Here is a 19,296-nt window from a genome sequence, read left to right on the forward strand (position 1 = left end):
CTGGACGTTCCTCTCCTGACGCGCTCAAAGTTCCGCATCGATCAGCTCGGCCAACCGGCCGGCGGTCGGGCGACTGTACAGCTCCTTCATCGGAATCCGCAGCCCATGCTCCTTACGCAACCACCCGACCAGCCGCGCCATCGCCAACGAGTCGCCACCACAGGCGAAGAAGTCCGCGTCCCAACTCGCCGGCCCCCCACCAAGCGCCACCCCCCAGGCCCACCCCGCCAACTCCTCCGCCCGGCTCTCCCCTTCCTTCGCCGTTTGAGGGGTGGCGGTCGCGCAGGCGCTCAGGGCGGAGGTGTCCACCTTGCCGTTGGGGGTGAGGGGGATGCGGGGGACGATGGCCCATAGGGCCGGGACGGCGTATGCCGGGAGGACGGCGGTTGCCTTCTGGCGGACGTCGTCCAGCAGGTCGGGGGGTATGTGGCCGGGGCGGGCGGACGGGACCAGGGCGGCGAGGAGGCGTCGTGACTCGGCGTCTTCGCCGGTCACCGTCACCACCGCGTCGCGGACTCGCGGGTGTGTGAGCAGCTGCCTGCGCACCTCCTCCAGCTCGATCCGGAATCCCCGGATCTTCACCTGCCGGTCGCGGCGGCCGAGGTAGCGCCAGCGGCCGAGCGCGTCCAGGCGGACCAGGTCGCCGGTCCGGTACGTGCGCTCGCCCGTGTCCGGCGCGGGCAGGCCGAAGGCGGCGGCGGTCTCCTCGGGGCGGCCGAGGTAGTCGAGGGCGAGGCCGTCGCCCGTGGCGTACAGCTCGCCGATGCCTCCCGGTGGCACCGGCAGGCCGTCGGCGTCGAGGGCCAGTGCGCCACCGCCCGCGATCGGTGTGCCGATGGGCAGCGGGTCCGCGATGTCGTCCGGGCCGCGTACGTGGTGGGCGGTGGTGAACGTGGTGTTCTCGGTCGGGCCGTAGCCGTTGGTCACCCGCAGGCCCGGCCACCGGGTGAGCAGTGCGCGCACCCGTTCGGGCGGCACCACGTCGCCGCCGGTCAGCACGTGCCGCACTCCCGCGAAGCCCTCGGGGGCGAGATCGACCATCAGGCGGAACAGGCCGGAGGTCAGCCAGAGCACGGTGACGCCCCGTTCGGCGAGGAACGCCGCTAGCTCGGGCGGCGACGGTGCCACGTCGGGGTAGACCTCGACGCAGCCTCCGGCGGTGAGCGGGGCGAAGATCTCCAGTGTGGAGGCGTCGAAGGACAGCGGCGCGAGCCGCAGCATCCGCTCGCCGGGCCCGCACGCCGCGACCGCGTGCGGGCCGGGCGGTACCAGGCGCGTCACCGCCCGCCGTGGAACGCGAACCCCCTTGGGCCCTCCGGTGGAACCGGACGTGAAGGCGACATAGGCGACGGCCTCGGGCGCGGGCGAGGGGGATGCGGCGGGTGGGAGGGCGGTGAAGGGGTGTGGGGGGAAGGGGGGCCGGTCGGGTGGGGTGAGGGGGGTGCAGGGGGGTGGGGACAGGGCGGCGAGGTGCGCCGATTGGTCGTGGGTGGGGGCCAGGACGGCGGTGGAGGTGGCGAATGTGAGTAGGGCTCGCAGTCTGGCTTCGGGGAGGGTGGGGTCGAGGCCGGTGTAGGCGGCGCCGAGGCGGAGGGCGGCCAGGACCGCGACGATCTCGGCCGTGCCGCGTGGGAGGGCGATGGCGACCGTGGCGCCCGCCGTCACTCCGGCCGCGGACAGGGCGTCGGCCTGCGTGTGCACCGCCGCCAGCAGGCCCGCGTAGTCCAGGGTCCGGCCGTCGGCGTCGCGTACGGCGGGGGCCGAAGGCCAGGTTCGCGCCACCGTCGCGATCAGGTCCCACAGGTCGGTGCCGGAGTCCACGTCCGGCCCATTGCGTACGGCCAGCAGCCGCCGCGCCTGCCCCGGCGAGATGGTGCGGACCGTGCGCAGCGGGCCGTCCCCCGCCAGTTCGATCAGTGCCGTGTCCAGCGAGTCCAGCAGGTCGGCGGCCTCCGCCCGGGTCAGGTCTCCTGCGGAGGCGTCGAGCACCATCGTCGGATGCTCCCCGCTCCCGAGCAGGAGGACCGGCGGGTGCTCATCATCAAGGTCGTCGCAGGGGACCACGCACAGGAAGGCGCGGGCCGGGCCCGTGCCCGCCGCGCCGGTGACGGCCGCGCGCACCGAGGCCAGGTAGTCGCCGATGGCCAGGTGCCCGGCGACCACGCACCGCACGGTGAGCGGCCCGCCGTCATCGGCGGAGAGCCCGATCGGCAGGTCGGTGACCCCGGTACGGCGGGCCAGCACCACGGCCCACGCCCCGAGCAGCACCGTCGTGGTGTCGAGGCCGTGCCGGCCGGCGGTGTCGTGCCAGGCCCGCACCGCCCGCTCCGACAGGGAGGCCGTGACGCGCGTCCTGCCCTCCCGCCCGCCCCCCGGCAGGTCGGTCGGCAGGAACCGGGTCATCGGGCCCGCCCGGGGAAGGCGAGCAGGTCGACGGTGCGCCGCACCAGGGCCGTGACCGTCTCCGGGGCGTAATGGTCGGTGCTGAACTTGATCGTGAAGACCAGGGAGTCGTCGATCACGTCGCCCTCCAGCATCAGCCGGTAGGGCTCGGCCTGCTCGGGCGAGCGCATCCCGCGCGGCGGCAGTTCGGCCGGGCGCAGCCGCCCGGACCTGCGCTCGTTCAGCCGGGCGAACTGCCCCCGGAAGTTCATCCTGACCAGGCTGCTCGGCAGCGACCGCAGCTCGGTGCGGCCCCCCGTGAAGCGCAGCGCGTCGAAGGAGAACCGCTCGGCGGGCACCCGGGCGAGGTCGGCGGTGGCCTGGTCCCACCAGGAGTCCGGCTGCGCGCGGCGGAACACGATCGGGTAGGTCGCCTGGAGGTAGCCGATGGTCCTGGTGAGGTCGTGCGCCTCCTCCAGTTCGTCGCGGGAGTGGTGGTAGGCGTCCACGCTGACGGCGGGCAGCGAGAACCGCTCGGCGATGGCGGTCGCCGCCGCCGCCGTCAGCGCGGAGTCCACGCCGAGGCCCTCGGCGGCGCAGCGGGCGCGCAGCCGCGCGTAGTCGCCGGGGGCGAGGGCGCCGGACTCGGTGGTCATGCTCGGCAGCCGCGCCGCACCGGAGCGTTCGATCGGCACGGGCGTGACGAGGTCCCAGGACGCCCCGGCCCACTCGGCGCACGCGGCGGCGGCGCGCGGGCCCTTCAGCCAGTCCGCGACGGCCGCCGCGTAGTGCGCGGGCTGCGCGGGCCGGGCCCCGGAGGGCTCGGCGCCTTCGGTGCCGAACAGCAGTTCCTCCAGGTCGTCGGCGAGCACGCCGATGGAGTAGCCGTCCAGGGTGAGGTGGTGCACGGCGACCTGGAACAGCGCGGGGCCGGGCAGCCAGGCGGCGGAGAGCACCGCGCCCGTGGCCAGCTCGTGGTGGCGCTGGCAGGCGGCGAGCGCGGCGGGGGCCTGGTCGGGGCCGATGTCCAGGACGGTCAGCGGGAGGCCGGGGATGCCGGGCAGGACCTCGGCCGCCGCCCCCCCGCGCCCGTCGAGCAGGTAGGCGGTGCGCAGCGCCTCGTGGCGCGCGGCGAGCGCGGCCAGGGCCTCGGCCAGGCGGTCGTGGGTGAGGTCGCCGGGGAGCCGGAACACCCAGCCCAGGTTGAAGTGGTCGGGCCGGGTGAACCGGTTGCCCACCCAGCGGGCCTGGGTCGGCAGCAGGGGGACGCGGGTGCGGCCCGCCCGCGTCTCGCCGCCGGTCTCGGTCTGTTCCCGTGGCGCGCCGGCCGTGACGCGCCGCAGGATCCCGCCGAACGTGCGGCCCGCCAGGACGTCCCTGGGGCCCATCGTCACCCCGGCGCGCCGTAACCGGGCGACCATGCGGGCGATGAGCAGGGAGTCGCCGCCGGAGAGGAAGAAGTCGCTGGCGTCGTCGGGCTCCCGGCCCAGGGCGTCGCGCCAGGCGTCCCGCAGCGTCTGAGCGACGTCGCCGGAGGTGGTCAGCATGTCATCTCGCTTTCGCAGGCAGGCAGCGTCCGGTCAGGTGAACGACGTTGAGGACGCGGTTGGTCAGCCGGATGATCGGCCGGACGCCGGGGGCCGGGCGGGTCACCTCGCGGACGATCTCCGAAACGGACGGCGATTCGCCCCGGTGACGTCCCGCGCCGAACGCGTCGGTCACGGCCCGCCCGAAGCCCTTGCTGTTGCGGTGCACGATCACCAGGGAAGGTACGAAGTGGACGTCGAGCCCGAGCTTGGCCAGGTCGTCCACGAGACGGTTGTCACCGCCGGGGCCGGTCACGGACATGCCGCCCGCCGCGAGGAACGCGTCGCGCCACACCGCGCCGTTGCCGCCCGCGAAGAACGCGACCCGCTGCCCCGCGCCAAGGCCCCGGTAACGCTGCTGGTAGCGCGCCTGCCGGGCCTGGGAGACGAGGCCCGAGTCGAACGGCAGCACCCGGCCGGTGATGCCGCCCCGGTCGGGGGTCAGCTCCTCGGAGATCCGGGTCAGCCAGTCGGCCCTGGGCAGCGCGTCGTCGTCGAGGAACGCGAGCACGGGGGAGACGGCCAGCTCGGCGGCGCGGCAGCGCGAACGGGTCGCGCCGATCGGCCGGGGGTTGCGGATCAGCCGGGTGCGCAGGCCGGGCACGGCGGCGGCGTCGGAGATCCGGGGGCGGGAGCCGTCGTCCACGATGACGACCTCGTGCAGCAGCCGGGTGTCGCACTCGGCCAGGGCGTGCAGGCAGCGGCGCAGGTCGCGGAAGCGGTCGCGGCTCGGCACGATCACGGTGATCGGCCCTCCGGAGGACGCGGGAGCGGGCCCGGTGCTCAGCCGTGCGACGGGCGCGACCATTGGTCTCTCCATTCCCGGCAGAGGGACGGCCAGTGGCGTTCGTGGCCGACCGGCAGGCAGGTGCGGCGAATCAGGTGCGGGGCCGTGGCCCAGGGCAGCGGGGCGGCCTTGACCGTGCCGAAGGCCAGGGATCCGGACGGCACGACCCCCGAAGCGGTGGGCGGCAGGCCGTATGGGTAGGCCAGCGGCGGGGCGGGACCGCCGAGGCGTTCGGCGACCTCGCCCAGCGAGCCGCCGATCTCCGCGGCCTGCTCGGCGGCCGTCAGCTCGGGCAGCTTGCGGTGGGTGGTCGTGTGCGCGCCGATCCGGTGCCCGGCCGCGCCGAGCGCGGCCAGCTCGGGCCAGGTCAGCGCGGCGTCCCGGTGGGCCGGGTCGCCCGCGCGGCCGGTGATGGCGAAGAACACCGCCCGCGCGCCGTACCGGTCGAGCACCGGGACGGCGTGCTCCAGCGTGTCGCGGTGCCCGTCGTCGAAGGTGATCAGCACGGTGGGCTCGCCGGGCGGCGGGCCGTCCAGGGCGGCGGGGTCGAGCGGCGGCCCGTACAGGTCGAACACCGTGGCCAGGCCCTCGGCGAAGGCGCGCGGGGTCAGCGACGTGTAGTGGTCGAGCTCCGGATGGACGTGGTGGAAGTAGAGGACCAGCGGCCAGCCGGGGGCCGAGCCGGTGACCGCGAAGGACATCTCCTGTGGGAAGGTCGTCGCGGGCACGCCGTCACCTCCACCCCAGCGCGTCGGCGACTCCGGGGGCCACCGAGATGCCCTCGCGGCGGGCGCGAGCGGTGCCCGCGGCCTCCTTCTGGTCGGGGAAGTAGGGCATCGGCGGGTCGCCCGCGTAGCCGTCCGCGACGGCCTCGCGCAGCGCGTCCACCAGCTTGCCCGGGGCGGTGAGCCCGAAGGCGTCGAGCGACAGGCCGATGAAGAGCTGGCTGGCGTTCATCGGCTGCTCGGGGTGTTTGCGCTGCTTGGCGACGAGCGGACTGATGGTCTGACCGGCCAGCATCCCGGCCAGGACCTCGGCCATGATGGTCACGCCCAGCCCCTTGTAACCGCCGAAGACCGGCACGGATCCGCCCCGTTCCAGGTCGGCGGGGTCGGTCGTGGGGCGGCCCTCCCGGTCGAGCAGCCAGTCGGGCGGGATGCCCTCGCCCCGGTAGGCGGCGTCGCGGATCTTGCCGAGCGCGACCACCCCGGTGGCGAAGTCGACCACGAACGGCTCGTCGCCGTCGGCGGGGGTGACCATGCAGACGGCGTTGCTGCCGAGCGTTGGGCGCACCGCGCCGGGCGCGGCCAGGCTCGGGCCGGAGATGTTGTAGAGCAGGCCGATGACGCGCCGCCGCTGGAAGGGCCACCGGTAGGCGGCCATCATCCCGACGTGGTTGTTGCCGTGCACGGCGACCGCCGCGACGCCCAGTTCGGCGGCCTTGGCCGCGCACCACTCGGCCGCGCGGGCCGCCGCCACCTGGCCGAAACCGGCGCGTGCGTCGATCCTGGCGGTCGCGCCGCGCTCGGTGACGACCGGCTCGGCGGCAGGGTCGATGCCGCCCTTCTCGACGCGCTCCAGGTAGGTGGGCAGCAGGCCGACGCCGTGCGAGTGGTGGCCGCGCACGTCGGCCTCGACCAGCACGTCGGCCACCAGGCCCGCCGTGCCGGAGTCGGCGCCCGCGCCGCGCAGCGCGGTGACCGCGCGGTCGCGCACCTCGCCGGACGGCATGCGCAGCTCCGCCGGAGCGGCGGCCGGGGCGGGCTCGGGGACCAGCGCGCCCCGCGCCAGCACGTACACGCGGTCGGCGAGTGCCCGCCGCTCGGCGCTCACCTCGGTGCACATCAGGACGGTCGTCAGCCCCGCCGTCCGGCGCCTGGCCAGCAGCGCCGACAGGTGCTCGGCGGGCACGAGGTCGGCGTCGTCCATGATCAGCGCGTTGCCGCGCACCTCGCCGAAGCGGGGCCGCAGCCTGCCGCGCAGCACCGCGCCGAGCACGCTCTTGCCCGACCCTCGGGCGGCCTGGACGATCACGGTCGCGCCGGGCGGCACGTCGAGATCGGCCCCCCGCAGGATGACCACCTCGTCGTCGCGCCCGCCGACCGCGACCACGAGATCACGAAGGCTCAGCATCAGGTGGCCACCTCCGCCGGGCGCGGCCCCACCGTGCGGGGGTGACGCGCGGTCAGGTGCGCGCTGAGCAGGCTCCCGCCACTGATCAGCACGAGCAGCACGATCCAGCCGACCGACCCCAGGTCGGTGATGAGGAAGGTGACGAGCACCGGCCCGACCGCCTTGGTGGCGGAGTCGCCGAGCGCGAACACGGCCAGGTAGCGCCCCCGCAGGTGCTCCCGGGCCAGGCCGATGGAGACCGTCCACTCCCCGGCGGAGGCCGACAGCTCGGCGATGGAGTGCAGCACCACCGCGACGGCCATCACCGCGATCGCCACGTAGAGACCGGCGTACTGGGCGAGCACGTAGGCCGCCGCCGCGAGGGCGAAGGTCAGCGCCGCGCGCCGGTAGACCGGCCCGACGTCGGCCGGGCCGGACAGCCCCCGGGTGGCCCGCACCTGGAACAGCACGACCATCACGGTGTTGGCGGTGAACAGCACGCCCACCATGGCCTGCGGGATCGTGGTGTGGTGCACCAGCCACAGCGGCATGCCCACGATGAAGGCGTTGCCGTGCAGCAGCACCAGCGCGTTGAGCCCGGCCAGGCCCACGTAGCGCCAGTCGGACAGCACCTCGCGGTAGCCGCCGCGCGCGGCGGGCTCGCCGTCCTTGGGGGCGGGGACGGCCTTCGGCGGGGGCGCGGCGATGGCCGTCACCAGGATCGCCGCCACCACGAACGTCAGCACGTCGAGCACGATGGCGACGATGTAGGCCGGGCGGGTGCCGATGCCGAGCACGATGGCGGCGAGCAGGCCGCCCGCGCCGTACCCGGCGTTGCGGATCGACCGGTTGAAGGCCAGCAGCCGGTTGCGGGTCTCGCCCTCGGCGATCTGCGCGATGAAGGCGTGCTTGGCGGGCCGTCCGGTGGCGTCGGCCATCTGCGCCAGCAGGACGGCGGCGACCAGCAGGGCGAAGCCGTCGGCCAGGATGTAACCGGCGACGCCGACGGAGGCCAGCACGAACGCGCCGATCACCACCGGCTTGGCGCCGATCCGGTCGACCAGCGCGCCGCCGACCGGCACCAGCGCCACGCCGACCAGACCGGCGATGCTCATGGCCAGGCCCACCATCACCGGGCTGAGTTTGATCATCTGGGTGAAGTAGATGATCACCAGGGGCAGCATCAGGCCGGTGCCGAGCGAGTCGACCACGGCGACCCAGGCCCACCTGCGCACCGCGGGGACGTCGGGCAGGCCGACCAGTCTTCCGAGTAAGCCGGTCATGTCACCACTCCGCTGGCACGCTGGGGTCCCGCTGGATGAACTCCAGGCGGTTCCCCGAGTTGTCATGGGCGTAGAAGCGGCGGTGGCCGGGGAAGTTGTCGTCCCACGTGACCTCGACGCCACCGGCGGTCAGCCGCTCGGCCAGCTCGTCCAGGGCGGCCACGCGGATGCCCGGGTGGGCCTTGCGGGCGGGCCGGAAGTCGCCCTCCACGCCCAGGTGGATCTCCAGGGTGTCGGCCCGCACCCACAGGCCGCCCCGGGCCGCCAGGACCGGCGGCTTGGGGATCTCGGTCATCCCCAGCAGGCCGACGTAGAACGCCCGGCAGGCGTCCTCGCTGTCCGCGGCGATGGCGAGCTGCACATGGTGCAGGCTGTAGCCGAAGGGGGACTCATGGTCGGGGCCGTAGCCCTGGTCGGAAATCGGGCTCATCGCACGTGCTCCATTTCGCGAACGCTCCGCCAGACGGCGGTGATCTGTGGATCGGGCGGGGGCGCGCCGGGATGACGCCGCGACGCGCGTAGCCCGCCGAGGTAGGGGACGAGGTCCAGGCCGGTGAAGTCGCTCAGCCGCGCGGTCTCGCGGCCCGCGCACAGCTCGCGGTAGCCGATCACCAGCCGCCGGGCGGGGTCGAGCGTGGGCGCCAGGTCGAGCCAGCCCCGGTGCCAGGCCGCCCACTTGGCGTAGGCGCCCCGGAGGGTGGCCGGGCGGTAGGGGCGATCGCCGGTCCAGGCCAGCACGGACGCGGCGACCTCGCCGGGGTCGCGCACCAGCAGGACCAGGCGGGCGGTGGGGACGGCGGCCAGCAGCGCGGGGAGGTCGAGCAGGTACTCGTTGTACTTGTCGCCCCAGAACGGCCACCCGGCGTAGGACTCGGCGACGATGTCGGCGATCAGCTCGCGCGGGTCGGCGGGCTCGCCCTCGGCGACGCGGGCGGCGGCGTGGCGCAGGGTCTCGGCGACGCGGGCCGTCCAGAGGCCGGCGCCCTCGCCGCCCGGGGGCCTGCGGCTCAGGGCGAAGGTGATCTCGTCGGCGCGCAGGTGCCGGCCGTCCAGGTCGGCGCGGGTGCACCAGCGAGGCAGCAGGTAGGGCAGCTTGCCGTTCACCGTGAACAGGCCGCCGGCGTCGGCGTAGGCCCTGCTGAGCGCGTGGGCCAGTGCGGTGGTGCCGGACCGTTGCGCGCCGAGCAGCACGACGGGGGCCCCGGGGCTCATGTCGCCAGCCTGACCAGTTCGCGCATGCACTCGGCGCTGGCCTGCCGTCCGCCCCGGCTGAAGGCGTCGCCCCACGGCTCGTCGCGCTCCCGCTGGGTGAGCGTGCGGCCCTGCCGCCAGTGGGTCTCCAGCGACAGCCAGCCGGTGTAGCCGTCGGCGGCCAGCGTGCCGATGATCGCGGCCCACGGGAGGTCGCCGTCGCCGAGCCGGACGTATCCGGTGGTTCCGGCCGGATCCTTGACGTGGACGTGGCCGATCAGCTCCCGGGCGGCGAAGTACTCGCCGGGGAAGGGGACGGGCTCGGCGCCGCTGAACACGCTGTTGCCGGGATCCCACAGGACGCCCAGGTCGTCGCGGCCCAGAGCGTCGAGGAAGCGCAGCGTGAGCGCGACGGTCGGGGTGTTGGTCCGGGTGCCGGTCTCGACCAGCAGCCGGACGCCGTCGCCGGGGACCAGTCCGGAGAGGACCTCCCGCGCGACCGCCGCCGCCCCGCGCGGATCGGGCTCGCCCTCGCGGTAGAAGGTGAAGATCCGCACGTGCGGCGAGCCCAGCACGCGGGCCTGCTCTACGGACCGCGCCAGCAGCGCCCTGGCCGAGGCGACCTCGGCGTCGGTGCGCGGCAGCGGCTGCTTCAGCGCCGGCGGGCAGAACCCGGCGACCCGGAGCCCGTGCACGGCCAGGACCTCGCGGATCTCGCGGAGCCGGTCATCGGTCAGTTCGTGCGGGCGAACATTGCCGACCGACCGGATCTCGACCCCGGTGAGCCCGCGGTCGCGGACGTCGCGGGCGACGGTCAGCAGGTCCTGGTCGATCTCGTCGCCGATTATGGACAGGCGCACGTCAGGTCCCTCCACGCGCGGCCGAGCACGGCGAGGTCGGCGGCGGGCGTGCCCGCCCGGGACTCGACGGTGATGTCGGGGGCCCGCCCCGCGAAGGCGTCGAGCCAGGTCAGGTCGGTCTCGGTGAGCGCCCGGTGCCGGGGCCGCTCGCCGGGCCTGGCCGGCGTGAACCCCTTGACCTGGACGGCACGCGCCAGCGCCGCCAGCTCCCGCAGGACATGCGGGCCATGAGGGTCGTCGTCGTGGCCGGAGATCTCGTGCAGCCCCAGATTGTCGATCACCAGGGCGCAGCCGTGCCGGTGGCACAGCTCGGCCAGCTCGGCGGGCGCGGCCCCGCCCCGGTGGGTCTCGACGAGGATGTCGCGCGGCTCCCGGTCGTGGCTCAGCGTGGCGATCTGGTCGAGGGTGATCCTGGCCCGCGCGGCGCCCTCGGCCGCGAACACCTTGACCGGGCGGCCGGGGAAGCGCCTGGCGGCGGCGAGGCCGTCGGCGGCGTCGTCGCGCCCGAGCACCAGGGACACGCCGACGAAGGCCACGGGCAGGCCGTCGAGCGCGGGGATGCCGTCGTGCTCCCAGCGCTGGCCCTTGCCGGTGCGCAGATCGACCACCTCGCCGCCCCCGGCGCGGGTCAGCGCGGCCAGTTCGGCGGCGCTGAGCCGGGGGACGGACCCGGAGGAGAGCCCGAGCCGGGCGCTCATCGCGCGACCGCCTCGGCCGGGGAACCGGCGCGGCGTATCTCCTCCAGCACCACCAGGGCGGGCCTGGCCCGTGAGAGCGCGGACAGCCTCGGGCCCGCGGCGAACTCCTCGTAGACCCGCGTGCGCAGGTCGAGGGCGGTGGCGGTGGCGGCGGATCGGCGGCCGACGCCGCCCTGGCCGTCGTGCACGGTGGTGACGCCGTCGGTCACCTCGAAGCGCCGCCCGCCCTCGCCGAGCACGACGAGCTGCTCCAGCCGGGCGCCCGCGTCGGCGGCCACGCAGAAGGCGAGGGTGGCGCCGGAGCGGAACACGACGGTGCCGGACACCCGGACGTCGATGCCGGGCGCGCACTCCCGGTGGTCGCCGATCTCGACCCGCTCGACCTCGCCGAGCAACTGGCAGGCGATGTCGAGGTAGTGGACGCCCAGGTGGGCCGTGATGCCGCCGAACGCCTGGGCCGGGTCGCCGCGCCAGCCGGTGTAGTGCTCGGTGTCGCGCGGACGGCTGACCAGGAGGGTGGCGGCCGACCGGCCGTTCCAGTCGGCCGGCGCCTCCGCCGGGATCCGGAAGCGGTGCTGGAGCATGACCGCCGCCACCCCGCCGGCGGCGATCACGTCGTCGAGCTCGGCGACGGAGGTCGTCGGCGGCTTCTCCAGCAGCACGGCCTTGCCCGCGGCCAGGGCCTCGGTGGCCAGCGGCGCGTGCCGGTCGGGCGGGACGCACAGCGCGACGGCGTCGATGGCGGGATCGTCGAGGACCGCGGCCCACGAGGGCGCGCGGAGGTGAGGAGAGACGTCTACATTTTCGCTGGATTCCAGAACGGAGTGCAGGCTGACATTTCCGGCGCGATTAATCGCTTCCACATGTTGCCTGCCCGCTCGCCCAAAGCCAATGATCGCAACCCGCACAGTGCCCCCATAGGCCGGCCGGAGTACATCGGTCCCCCTGCGAACCATGCCAAATCTAAGCCGAAGTTTCGACACACCCGCAACCCTTTAGGTCGTATTGATCGCATCCAGTCTTTCTCTATCTGCCAAGAGGGATATTGATGGGGAAACGTGCAGGTAGATGGGATGTTCAGTGCTTTTGGGAGAGGCGGGGCGGCCGGAGTGGCCGCCCCTAACTCGCCCATGGACTTTCGCCAGGGGCGAACTCGCCGGGAATGTGCGGACGAATGTGACCAGGGCTCGAATGCGAGCGGGCGAATATGACCTCGGCTCTCGTTTCATGAATTTTGTAGTGACCGGGCTCGTGACGAGCCTCGGTCTGGAGCGCTCCAGGGCCATCGGTCGTGATGTCGTGACCTCGGGGAATGTGTGGTTGTATGTGCGGCCATGACCGCACATGCCGTGCTGGCCCTGGGGGTCGCCCTCGCCCTGGTCTCACCGGGGGCCTCGACCGGGCGACAAGCCGGGGCTCCGGCTCGCACGATCTCGGTGATGAGCTGGAACGTGTGCGCCGCGACCAACCCGGCCTGCGCGTTCTACCGGATGAGCCCCCAGGAACTGGCCTGGAACATCGGCCGCCAGGCGGTGACCGGCCAGATCCGGCCCGACGTGATCTTCCTCCAGGAGTCGTGCACGGGCGCGGACCTCGCGCTGGAGCTGGCCCTGGAATGGCGGACCGGGCGGCAGTGGACGGTCCGGTCGTGGGGGCTCACCACGGCGTGGGACGGCAGGCCGTACGCGTGTCACCCCGACCGGCAGAACCGCCCGCGCGGCACCCAGGGGGTCACCGTCGCGGTCGCCGGGCCGGGGGCGGTCTTCACGGTCCACCCGCTGACCGCCCCGTCCTGGTACGTGCGGCGGGCGGCGATCTGCGCGGTCGTCCCGGCGGTGCGCGTCAACGCGTGCGGCACCCACCTGTCGTCGGGGCTGTCGGTGGACGACCGGCAGGCGGGCGCGCCGTACCGGACCAGGCAGATCAGGGAGCTGCGGGCGCTGGCGGTCCGGCGCGGGTACGTGCCGATCTTCGGCGGCGACCTCAACATGACGCCACGGCGGCCCGCAGTGGCCGCGCTCTACCGTGCCTACGGCGAGTGCGACGGCGCGGCGAACGGCCGCTGGACCTACCAGCAGGCGCGGACGGGCGCACTGCGGAAGATCGACTATCTCTTCGCCCCGCGCGGGAGCGTCCGGCGCTGCCACGTGGACCACGGCGCGACCGGATCCGACCACCGCCCGATCTACGCGGAGATCGCGCTGCCCCGGCGGCCCGCCGTCCGGGGGGCCGGATCCTGACCGTCACGGCGGCCGGAAATCGCGGAATGACGATTGTTCCGACCTGGGCGTCACCAATGGCTCACCGACCGGGCCGGAGCGCGCGGCGGCCGCCCTTCGGCGTCGTCCGGTTCGGCCGTGTGGAACAGGTCGATCACCCCCATCTGCCCGAGCCGGCGCCTGATCTGCCGGGGGATCCCGGTGAGCGTCAGGCGTCCCTTGGCGCGCTTGGTGCGTTCGAGCACGCGGATCAGCGCCGCGGCGCCCGACGAGTCGCAGAAGGTGATGCCTTCGAGGTCGATCACCAGATCCTGACCGGCGCCCTCGGCGTCCGTGGGCGCGGGGAAGGCGTGCAGTTCGACCAGGGGAACGGCGGATAGGTCGAGTTCACCGGCGAGGAACAGGGTGCGGGAGCACCCATGACATTCTGTCCGGATTTCTAGGGTCGGGAAGCCGTCCAATGCCACCATGGACACACCTCCTTTGCGGCCTAGTGCCCGTGGACGAGATATTTAATCGTCAGATAGACGAAATAGTCGAAATATCACCGTTGGTGGGTCATGGTGTAACACGCGGTGATCTTTGGTGATGCCGTGAACATCCCAGGGGGGACGTGCGGGAACACAGCAGACATTGATCGCGTGGATGTCGGGGAGTGTTCGTGACTGTGTTTCGTGCCGCTGTGGGCGTGGCCATCGCGTTCGGGGTGCTGACGTACGCCAACGGCGGTATCGGCGCCAAGGACGGTGACGGCGCCAGCGTGAGCCCCAGGTCGGTCCACAAGGGCGGCGTCGCCCGCGTCACGATCCCCTGCGACGACTACTCCAACGCGTACGTGACCTCCGACGCCTTCGGCCGGGTCGACTTCAACGGCGAGCGGAGCGTCGACGTGACCGTCTCCGGCCGCCCCGGCCACCACCGGGTGCGCGGCAGGTGCGCGGAGGACGCCGACTGGGTGAACGGCGACGCGTGGCTCGACGTCGGCGACGGTGACCGCTTCCGCGGCCTGTTCGGGCTCGGCGGCGACGGCCGCTACGGCGACGGCGGTCACGGCGGGTTCGGCGACGAGAACGGCGAAGACGGCGGGTACTACGACGACGAGGACGACTACGACTCCTGGCCCGACTACGGCCCGGCGACCGGCGGCGGCTCCACCGCGATGGCTCCGGTGAGCCCGGCCGCCAGCGTCGGGGCGGGCTTCGGGGTGGTCGCCGTGGCCGGCGGCCTGGTCGCCCTGGCACGCCGCAGGCGGGCCGCCGCGCGCCGGTAGGCGGGAGTGCGGATCTCGCCAGGCGAGGCGCTGTTCAAGGCCGCCGCGTGCGCCTTCTTCGTGGCGGGCGCCGCGCTCGCGGTGGACGCCGTGGGCAACCGGGACTACGCGCCGCCGCCCGTCCCGGAGCAACAGCGGCAGGAGGAGGAGGTCGTCGCCGAGCCGGGGCCGGGGGCGAGGGTCGCGGTGCTGCGCCGGTCCGTGCCGGTGCACCTGTCGATCCCGGCGATCGGCGTCTCGGCGCCGATCGAGCCCGTGGGGCGCGGCTGGGGCGGCACGATCGCGGTGCCGTCCGTGCACGAGCCCAACCTGGTCGGCTGGTACGAGGAGGGCGCGACCCCGGGTGAGCGCGGGCCCGCCACCCTGCTCGGCCACGTGGACACCGCGTCGTCCGGGCCCGCCGTGTTCTACGGCCTGGGACGGCTACGGCCCGGCGACGAGGTGAAGATCCGCCGCGAGGACGGCAGCCTCGCCGCCTTCGAGGTGAACGCGGTCAGGGTCTACGCCAAGACCGCCTTCCCGGCCCGCCAGGTCTACGGCCCCACTCCTGCGCCGACCCTCCGCCTCGTCACCTGCGGCGGACGCTACGACCCGGCCGGCCGCGAGTACCTCGACAACATCGTCGCCTTCGCCCACGCCGTCCCGGCGCACGGGGTCAGCCGACGTTGACGTACTGGCGGGGGCGGAGGGCGTGGGCCCGGAGGGCGGCCAGGGCGGCGGACTGGCCCCAGCGGGTGAGGCGGATGTGGCCGTCGGCGGTGGGGGGCTTCGCGATCAGGCCGAAGGCGGCCAGGCGGCGCAGGAGCGCTCCGAGCGGGCCGCTCAGGTCGTTGCCGGAGGAGGGCTGCCAGCCTTCGCCGCTGACCACGCCCGCCACGCGCTCGCGCAACTCGGCCGCCGTCACCGCGGCGCCGTCGGCCAGCAGCATCAGGGCCGCCTCCCGCGCCGACACCTCGAAGTCGTGCTCGCCCCTGCCGGGCGCGAGCAGGGCCGCCGCCGCGGCGTCCCACAGCCGCGCGGGATCGTCCAGGAGGCACCGGCCGGCCGGAGTGAGGGTGAGCCGCCTGCCCTCGCGGCCGAGGGCGCTCAGCTCGCCCTGGGCGGCCTCGCGCAGGGTGGCCAGCACCGGCACGTCGGATTCGCCGCGCACCCGGCGGCCCTCGCTCCAGCCGAACCGATCGGCCGCCTCCGTGCTCAGCGCCCGCGACAGGTGGTGGTTCCTGGTCAGCGGCAGCCCGCCGGGGTCGGCCGCGCCGCGCAGCAGCCAGCGCAGCGGCCCCAGGACGTCGCCGCCCGGCAGCGGGACCGGCGCGTGCAGGCGTACCTCGAACGGCTGGGCCAGCTCGCGCCGCTGCGCGCCCCGGCCGAGCACCCAGCGGTTCAGCCGCTCGCCGTGCACGCGGTGCAGCCAGCAGTCGCCGCCGAGGTCGGTGCGCGGCTCGGTCAGCCAGCGCCGGGTCAGCGCCTCGCGCTGGTCCTTCCACGTGGGCGAGCCCGGCTCCAGCTCGCCGGACACGATCGCCAGCTCCAGGGCCGCCGAGCACGCCAGGTGCGCGCCCAGCTCCTCGGGCCCCATGATCGAACTCCACCGCAGATCGGGGACGTCCGGGGGCAGCACGCCGGTGGCGTCGAGCGCGGCCTGGTAGGCCGTGCCGCCCGCCTCGTCGCCGTCGCGGGCGTAGGTGCGCAGGATCCGCGTGGTCGTGTGCGAACGGCACAGCGCGGCGTAGCGGGTGAGACCGCCGAGGTCGAGCAGCCGCCCGAGGGCGTCGGCGATGGCGGCGTGCTCGCGTTCGTCGCCGCTGACCTTCAGCGGCAGCGTGTACCAGAGGAATTCGCAGACGTCCAACTGCGTCACGGACTCCAGCGGCTCGCCGCCCGTCAGCCACTCGACGGCGGTCCTGGCGTCTTCGACGACATCGGGTGCGGAACGCTCCAGTTCGTTGAGGAGCGCGGCGACATCCGGTGCAGGCATGCCTCGAAGTCTGCCGTATGGACCCCGGCCATGACGATGACCGAAACCAGTGCGTATCGGCTCGCCCACGTCGCCCACCTTAGGGAAACCTATATAAAGACGACGTATTCAGCTCAGATCCAGCCTTTCTTAAACAGCATGCGGGCGTGCCAGTCGTCGTACGGGATGATCTCGGCGGCCAGCACGGGATGCAGCCACCAGAAGTTGGCCAGCGCGAGCAGCGCCAATGCGCCGGTCAGCGCCGCCCCGACCATGTGCCGCCGGGGCGAGGCGTCGGGCCGTCCGATGAGCAGTCCGCAGGCCAGCACCAGGGCCAGCACCATGAACGGGATCACCGGGGCCATGTAGAACAGGAACATGGTCCGGTTGTTCAGGACGGCGAAGGCGAACCACGGCAGCCACCCCGCGGCGTAACCGAGCAGCACGGCCCCGGCCCGCCAGTCGCGGGAGGAGACGTACCAGGCGATCATGGCGACCAGCGCGACCAGCGAGGCGAACCAGATGACCGGCGTGCCCACGCCCAGCATGGCCTGCGAGCAGTTCTGCGTGCCGCACGCGTTGGGCGGCGACTCGTAGAAGAACGCCACCGGGCGCAGCAGCAGCGGCCACTCCCACGGCTCGGACTGGTAGGGGTGCTTGGAGACCAGGTCGCCGTGGAAGCTGAGCGCCTGGAGCTGGTACTGCACCCATGAACGCAGCGAGTCGAAGACGAAGTAGAACGGCCCGCCCGAGACCGCCTGGTCCCAGTTGCGGCCGTAGCCGAGTGCGGAGGTGAACCAGCCGGTCCACGACACCGTATAGACCACGGCGGGGGTGAGCGCCATCGCCGACAGCCCGGTGGGCAGGTCGTGGTGGAACGCCCCCAGGTACGGCCTGCGCAGCCCGACCGCGCGCCGGGCCCCGGCGTCCCAGAGCAGTGACATGATCGCGAAGGCGACCAGGAAGAAGATCGCGGACCACTTCACCGCGCACGCCGCGCCCAGGCACGCCCCGGCCGCGAGCCGCCAGGGGCGCCAGCCCAGCCACGGGCCCTCGTCTCCGATCGGCGAGGATTCGTACCAGGCGACGAGTCTGGCCCTGGCCGCCTCACGATCGGCGACCAGGCAGGCGAACCCGGCCAGCACCCAGAACATCAGGAAGACGTCGAGCAGCGCGGTACGGCTGAGCACGAAGTGCAGGCCGTCGAGCGCCAGCAGCAGACCGGCCAGGCAGCCCAGCACGGTGGAGCGGGTCATCCGCCGCGCCACGCGGGCCAGGATCAGGATGGACAGCGCGCCCACGAGGGCGGCGGCGAAGCGCCAGCCGTAGGGGTTCATCCCGAACAGCCACTCGCCCGCGCCGATCATCCACTTGCCCAGCGGGGGGTGGACGACGTAGTCGGGACAGGGGGCGGCGGTCGGCGGCGAGCACTGCTCCCAGATGCCGGTCTGCCCGTTCATCAGCATGCGATCGGCGATGGGATCCTCGCCGGTGCCGAGCGCCTTGCGCTCCACGCCGAAGTTGAGCAGGGACCAGGCGCCCTTGGCGTAGTAGGTCTCGTCGAAGACGATCGCCTTGGGCTGGCCGAGCTGGGAGAAGCGCAGGACCGCGCCGAAGAGCGCCACTGCGATCGGGGCCAGCCAGCCCCACAGGACGCTGCCCGGCATCGCCGGCACCAGCCGGTCGCGCAGCGACTTCGGCGGCACGTCCGGCACGGGCTCCTGCTGGGAGCCCTCGGGAGCCTGGGAAGAGAAGTCCGTCACCGCCACGCGGGCAATGTTACGGGGCCTGGAGCGACGGGAGGATAAGAAACACCACCTAAGTCCTAATTCGGAGGCCCGACCCGGTGACCTGGGCCATACCGGCAGCGGCGGCGCTGACCTGGGTGTTTTCTGGTTTTCGCGGTTCTGACAAGATCTCCGACAGGGCTGTGCCGCCTGTGTCCGGAACCGGACAGCCGTGCCGTCTTTACCCACCAGGTCAAACGATCTGGATCACGTGCTTCCCGCGCACGCCGCCCGCCTCCAGGGCGCGGTGCGCCTCGGCGACGGCGGACAGCGGATGGACGGTGTCCACGACGGGCCGTAGCGTGCCGCTCTCCACGTATTGGGTGAGCTCGGCGTACATGTCGTGGAACGGGTTCCCGCTGAAGAAGCGCACCCTGCCCGTTCCGTGCACGGCGGAGGCGGCGATGTAGCCGAGGCTGCGCGCGATGTGGGCCGTGTCGAAGGCGATGGCCACCATGCGCCCGCCGGGGGCCAGCAGCCCGCGCAGCTCGCGGTGCCGGGTGCCGGCCGCGTCCAGGATCACGTCGAAGGCGCCCAGCGCGGCCAGGGGGATCGTGGTGTGGTCAAGGGCCTCGTCGGCGCCCATCTCGCGGACGAAGTCCAGGTTGCGCGGGCGCGCGAGACCGGTGACGCGGGCGCCGAACGCCTTGCCGTACTGGACGGCGACGCTGCCCACGCCGCCGCTCGCGCCGCGCACGAGGAGGCGTTCGCCCGCCTTCAGCCGCGCCTTGTCGCGCAGCGCGGTGAGCGCGGTGGTGCCGCCCGCGAGCAGCGAGACGGCCTCGACCGGGGTCAGGTTGGAAGGGGCGAGCGCGATCTGTCTCGGCCGGACCGTGACGTACTCGGCGACGCTCCCGAAGGCGCGTGGGTTGCGGGGCATCGTGCCCCACACCATGTCGCCCTCGCGCAGGCCGCCGGCCGTCGTGACGGCGACCTCGCCGGCGAAGTCGAGGCCGACCCGCTGGGGGAAGCGGTTCCCGGTCAGCAGGCGCACCCGGCCACTCCTGGCGTGAGCCTCACCGCCGTTAACGGAGGCCGCGTGGACCCGGACCAGCACCTCACCGGGCCGGGGCGTGGGAACGGGAACCTTGCCCACGTACAGCACGTCTGGGGGACCGTAGGAGTCGAAGAGCGCCGCGCTCATCATCTTCGTCATGCCGTCACGCT

Annotated in this window: 18 protein-coding genes; 3 read left to right on the forward strand and 15 right to left on the reverse strand. The window is 73.7% G+C overall.

Features of this window, described 5'->3' with window-relative positions; translation table 11 throughout:
- Nucleotides 1–24: 24 nt before the first annotated feature.
- From P3X83_RS34255 to P3X83_RS34305, 11 genes are read right to left on the reverse strand one after another with little or no spacing between them, the layout of a single operon-like run.
- The gene (locus P3X83_RS34255) at nt 25–2,403 is read right to left on the reverse strand and encodes an amino acid adenylation domain-containing protein (RefSeq protein ID WP_277309479.1); all 2,379 of its coding nucleotides are present in this window, start codon (nt 2,401–2,403) and stop codon (nt 25–27) included.
- The gene (locus P3X83_RS34260; protein WP_277309480.1) at nt 2,400–3,929 is read right to left on the reverse strand and encodes a condensation domain-containing protein; all 1,530 of its coding nucleotides are present in this window, start codon (nt 3,927–3,929) and stop codon (nt 2,400–2,402) included. The genes P3X83_RS34255 and P3X83_RS34260 overlap by 4 nt, the downstream gene beginning before the upstream one ends.
- A gap of 1 nt (nt 3,930) precedes the next feature.
- Nucleotides 3,931–4,776, reverse strand: coding sequence for a glycosyltransferase family 2 protein (locus P3X83_RS34265; protein ID WP_277309481.1), 846 nt, complete (start codon nt 4,774–4,776; stop codon nt 3,931–3,933).
- Nucleotides 4,752–5,483: a polysaccharide deacetylase family protein gene (locus tag P3X83_RS34270; RefSeq protein WP_277309482.1), complete on the reverse strand. Its 732-nt coding sequence runs from the start codon at nt 5,481–5,483 to the stop codon at nt 4,752–4,754. The genes P3X83_RS34265 and P3X83_RS34270 overlap by 25 nt, the downstream gene beginning before the upstream one ends.
- 4 nt (nt 5,484–5,487) lie before the next feature.
- A complete protein-coding gene (locus tag P3X83_RS34275) occupies nt 5,488–6,888 on the reverse strand; it encodes an Ldh family oxidoreductase (RefSeq protein ID WP_277309483.1) in 1,401 nt (466 codons plus the stop codon).
- A complete protein-coding gene (locus P3X83_RS34280) occupies nt 6,888–8,150 on the reverse strand; it encodes an MFS transporter (RefSeq protein WP_277309484.1) in 1,263 nt (420 codons plus the stop codon). Before P3X83_RS34280 ends, P3X83_RS34275 begins: the two co-directional genes overlap by 1 nt.
- Nucleotide 8,151: 1 nt before the next feature.
- A complete protein-coding gene (locus P3X83_RS34285) occupies nt 8,152–8,580 on the reverse strand; it encodes a VOC family protein (RefSeq protein ID WP_277309485.1) in 429 nt (142 codons plus the stop codon).
- A complete protein-coding gene (locus tag P3X83_RS34290) occupies nt 8,577–9,362 on the reverse strand; it encodes a sulfotransferase (protein ID WP_277309486.1) in 786 nt (261 codons plus the stop codon). The genes P3X83_RS34285 and P3X83_RS34290 overlap by 4 nt, the downstream gene beginning before the upstream one ends.
- A complete protein-coding gene (locus P3X83_RS34295; protein ID WP_277309487.1) occupies nt 9,359–10,201 on the reverse strand; it encodes a sugar phosphate isomerase/epimerase family protein in 843 nt (280 codons plus the stop codon). The genes P3X83_RS34290 and P3X83_RS34295 overlap by 4 nt, the downstream gene beginning before the upstream one ends.
- Entirely contained in the window at nt 10,186–10,899 is a 714-nt protein-coding gene (locus tag P3X83_RS34300; protein WP_277309488.1) for a hypothetical protein, read from the reverse strand. Before P3X83_RS34300 ends, P3X83_RS34295 begins: the two co-directional genes overlap by 16 nt.
- Nucleotides 10,896–11,855 (reverse strand): Gfo/Idh/MocA family oxidoreductase, encoded by a 960-nt coding sequence (locus P3X83_RS34305; protein WP_277309489.1) that lies wholly within the window; start codon nt 11,853–11,855, stop codon nt 10,896–10,898. Before P3X83_RS34305 ends, P3X83_RS34300 begins: the two co-directional genes overlap by 4 nt.
- A 378-nt stretch (nt 11,856–12,233) precedes the next feature.
- On the opposite strand from P3X83_RS34305, the gene P3X83_RS34310 reads away from it, so the two are divergent.
- Nucleotides 12,234–13,139, forward strand: a complete 906-nt coding sequence (locus P3X83_RS34310) for an endonuclease/exonuclease/phosphatase family protein (protein WP_277309490.1) — start codon at nt 12,234–12,236, stop codon at nt 13,137–13,139.
- A 50-nt stretch (nt 13,140–13,189) separates the two neighbouring features.
- Here the strand turns inward: P3X83_RS34310 and P3X83_RS34315 are convergent, their stop codons facing one another.
- Nucleotides 13,190–13,588, reverse strand: a complete 399-nt coding sequence (locus tag P3X83_RS34315) for an STAS domain-containing protein (RefSeq protein ID WP_277309491.1) — start codon at nt 13,586–13,588, stop codon at nt 13,190–13,192.
- Between the two features lie 191 nt (nt 13,589–13,779).
- On the opposite strand from P3X83_RS34315, the gene P3X83_RS34320 reads away from it, so the two are divergent.
- Nucleotides 13,780–14,388 (forward strand): hypothetical protein, encoded by a 609-nt coding sequence (locus P3X83_RS34320; RefSeq protein WP_277309492.1) that lies wholly within the window; start codon nt 13,780–13,782, stop codon nt 14,386–14,388.
- Nucleotides 14,389–14,394: 6 nt separating this feature from the next.
- Nucleotides 14,395–15,057 (forward strand): class F sortase, encoded by a 663-nt coding sequence (locus P3X83_RS34325; RefSeq protein WP_277309493.1) that lies wholly within the window; start codon nt 14,395–14,397, stop codon nt 15,055–15,057.
- On the opposite strand, the gene P3X83_RS34330 is transcribed toward P3X83_RS34325, so the two are convergent.
- The 3 genes from P3X83_RS34330 to P3X83_RS34340 form a co-directional block, all read right to left on the reverse strand.
- Nucleotides 15,044–16,363: a hypothetical protein gene (locus P3X83_RS34330; RefSeq protein ID WP_277309494.1), complete on the reverse strand. Its 1,320-nt coding sequence runs from the start codon at nt 16,361–16,363 to the stop codon at nt 15,044–15,046. The two genes, P3X83_RS34325 and P3X83_RS34330, sit on opposite strands and share 14 nt — an antisense overlap.
- Before the next feature lie 113 nt (nt 16,364–16,476).
- Nucleotides 16,477–18,111, reverse strand: coding sequence for a phospholipid carrier-dependent glycosyltransferase (locus P3X83_RS34335; RefSeq protein ID WP_346742774.1), 1,635 nt, complete (start codon nt 18,109–18,111; stop codon nt 16,477–16,479).
- Between the two features lie 211 nt (nt 18,112–18,322).
- Nucleotides 18,323–19,285 carry an NAD(P)-dependent alcohol dehydrogenase gene (locus P3X83_RS34340; RefSeq protein ID WP_277309495.1) on the reverse strand — a complete coding sequence of 321 codons (963 nt, stop codon included), beginning with the start codon at nt 19,283–19,285 and terminating at the stop codon, nt 18,323–18,325.
- Nucleotides 19,286–19,296: the final 11 nt, after the last annotated feature.

Source organism: Spongiactinospora sp. TRM90649, assembly GCF_029382225.1.
Taxonomy (GTDB): domain Bacteria; phylum Actinomycetota; class Actinomycetes; order Streptosporangiales; family Streptosporangiaceae; genus Spongiactinospora.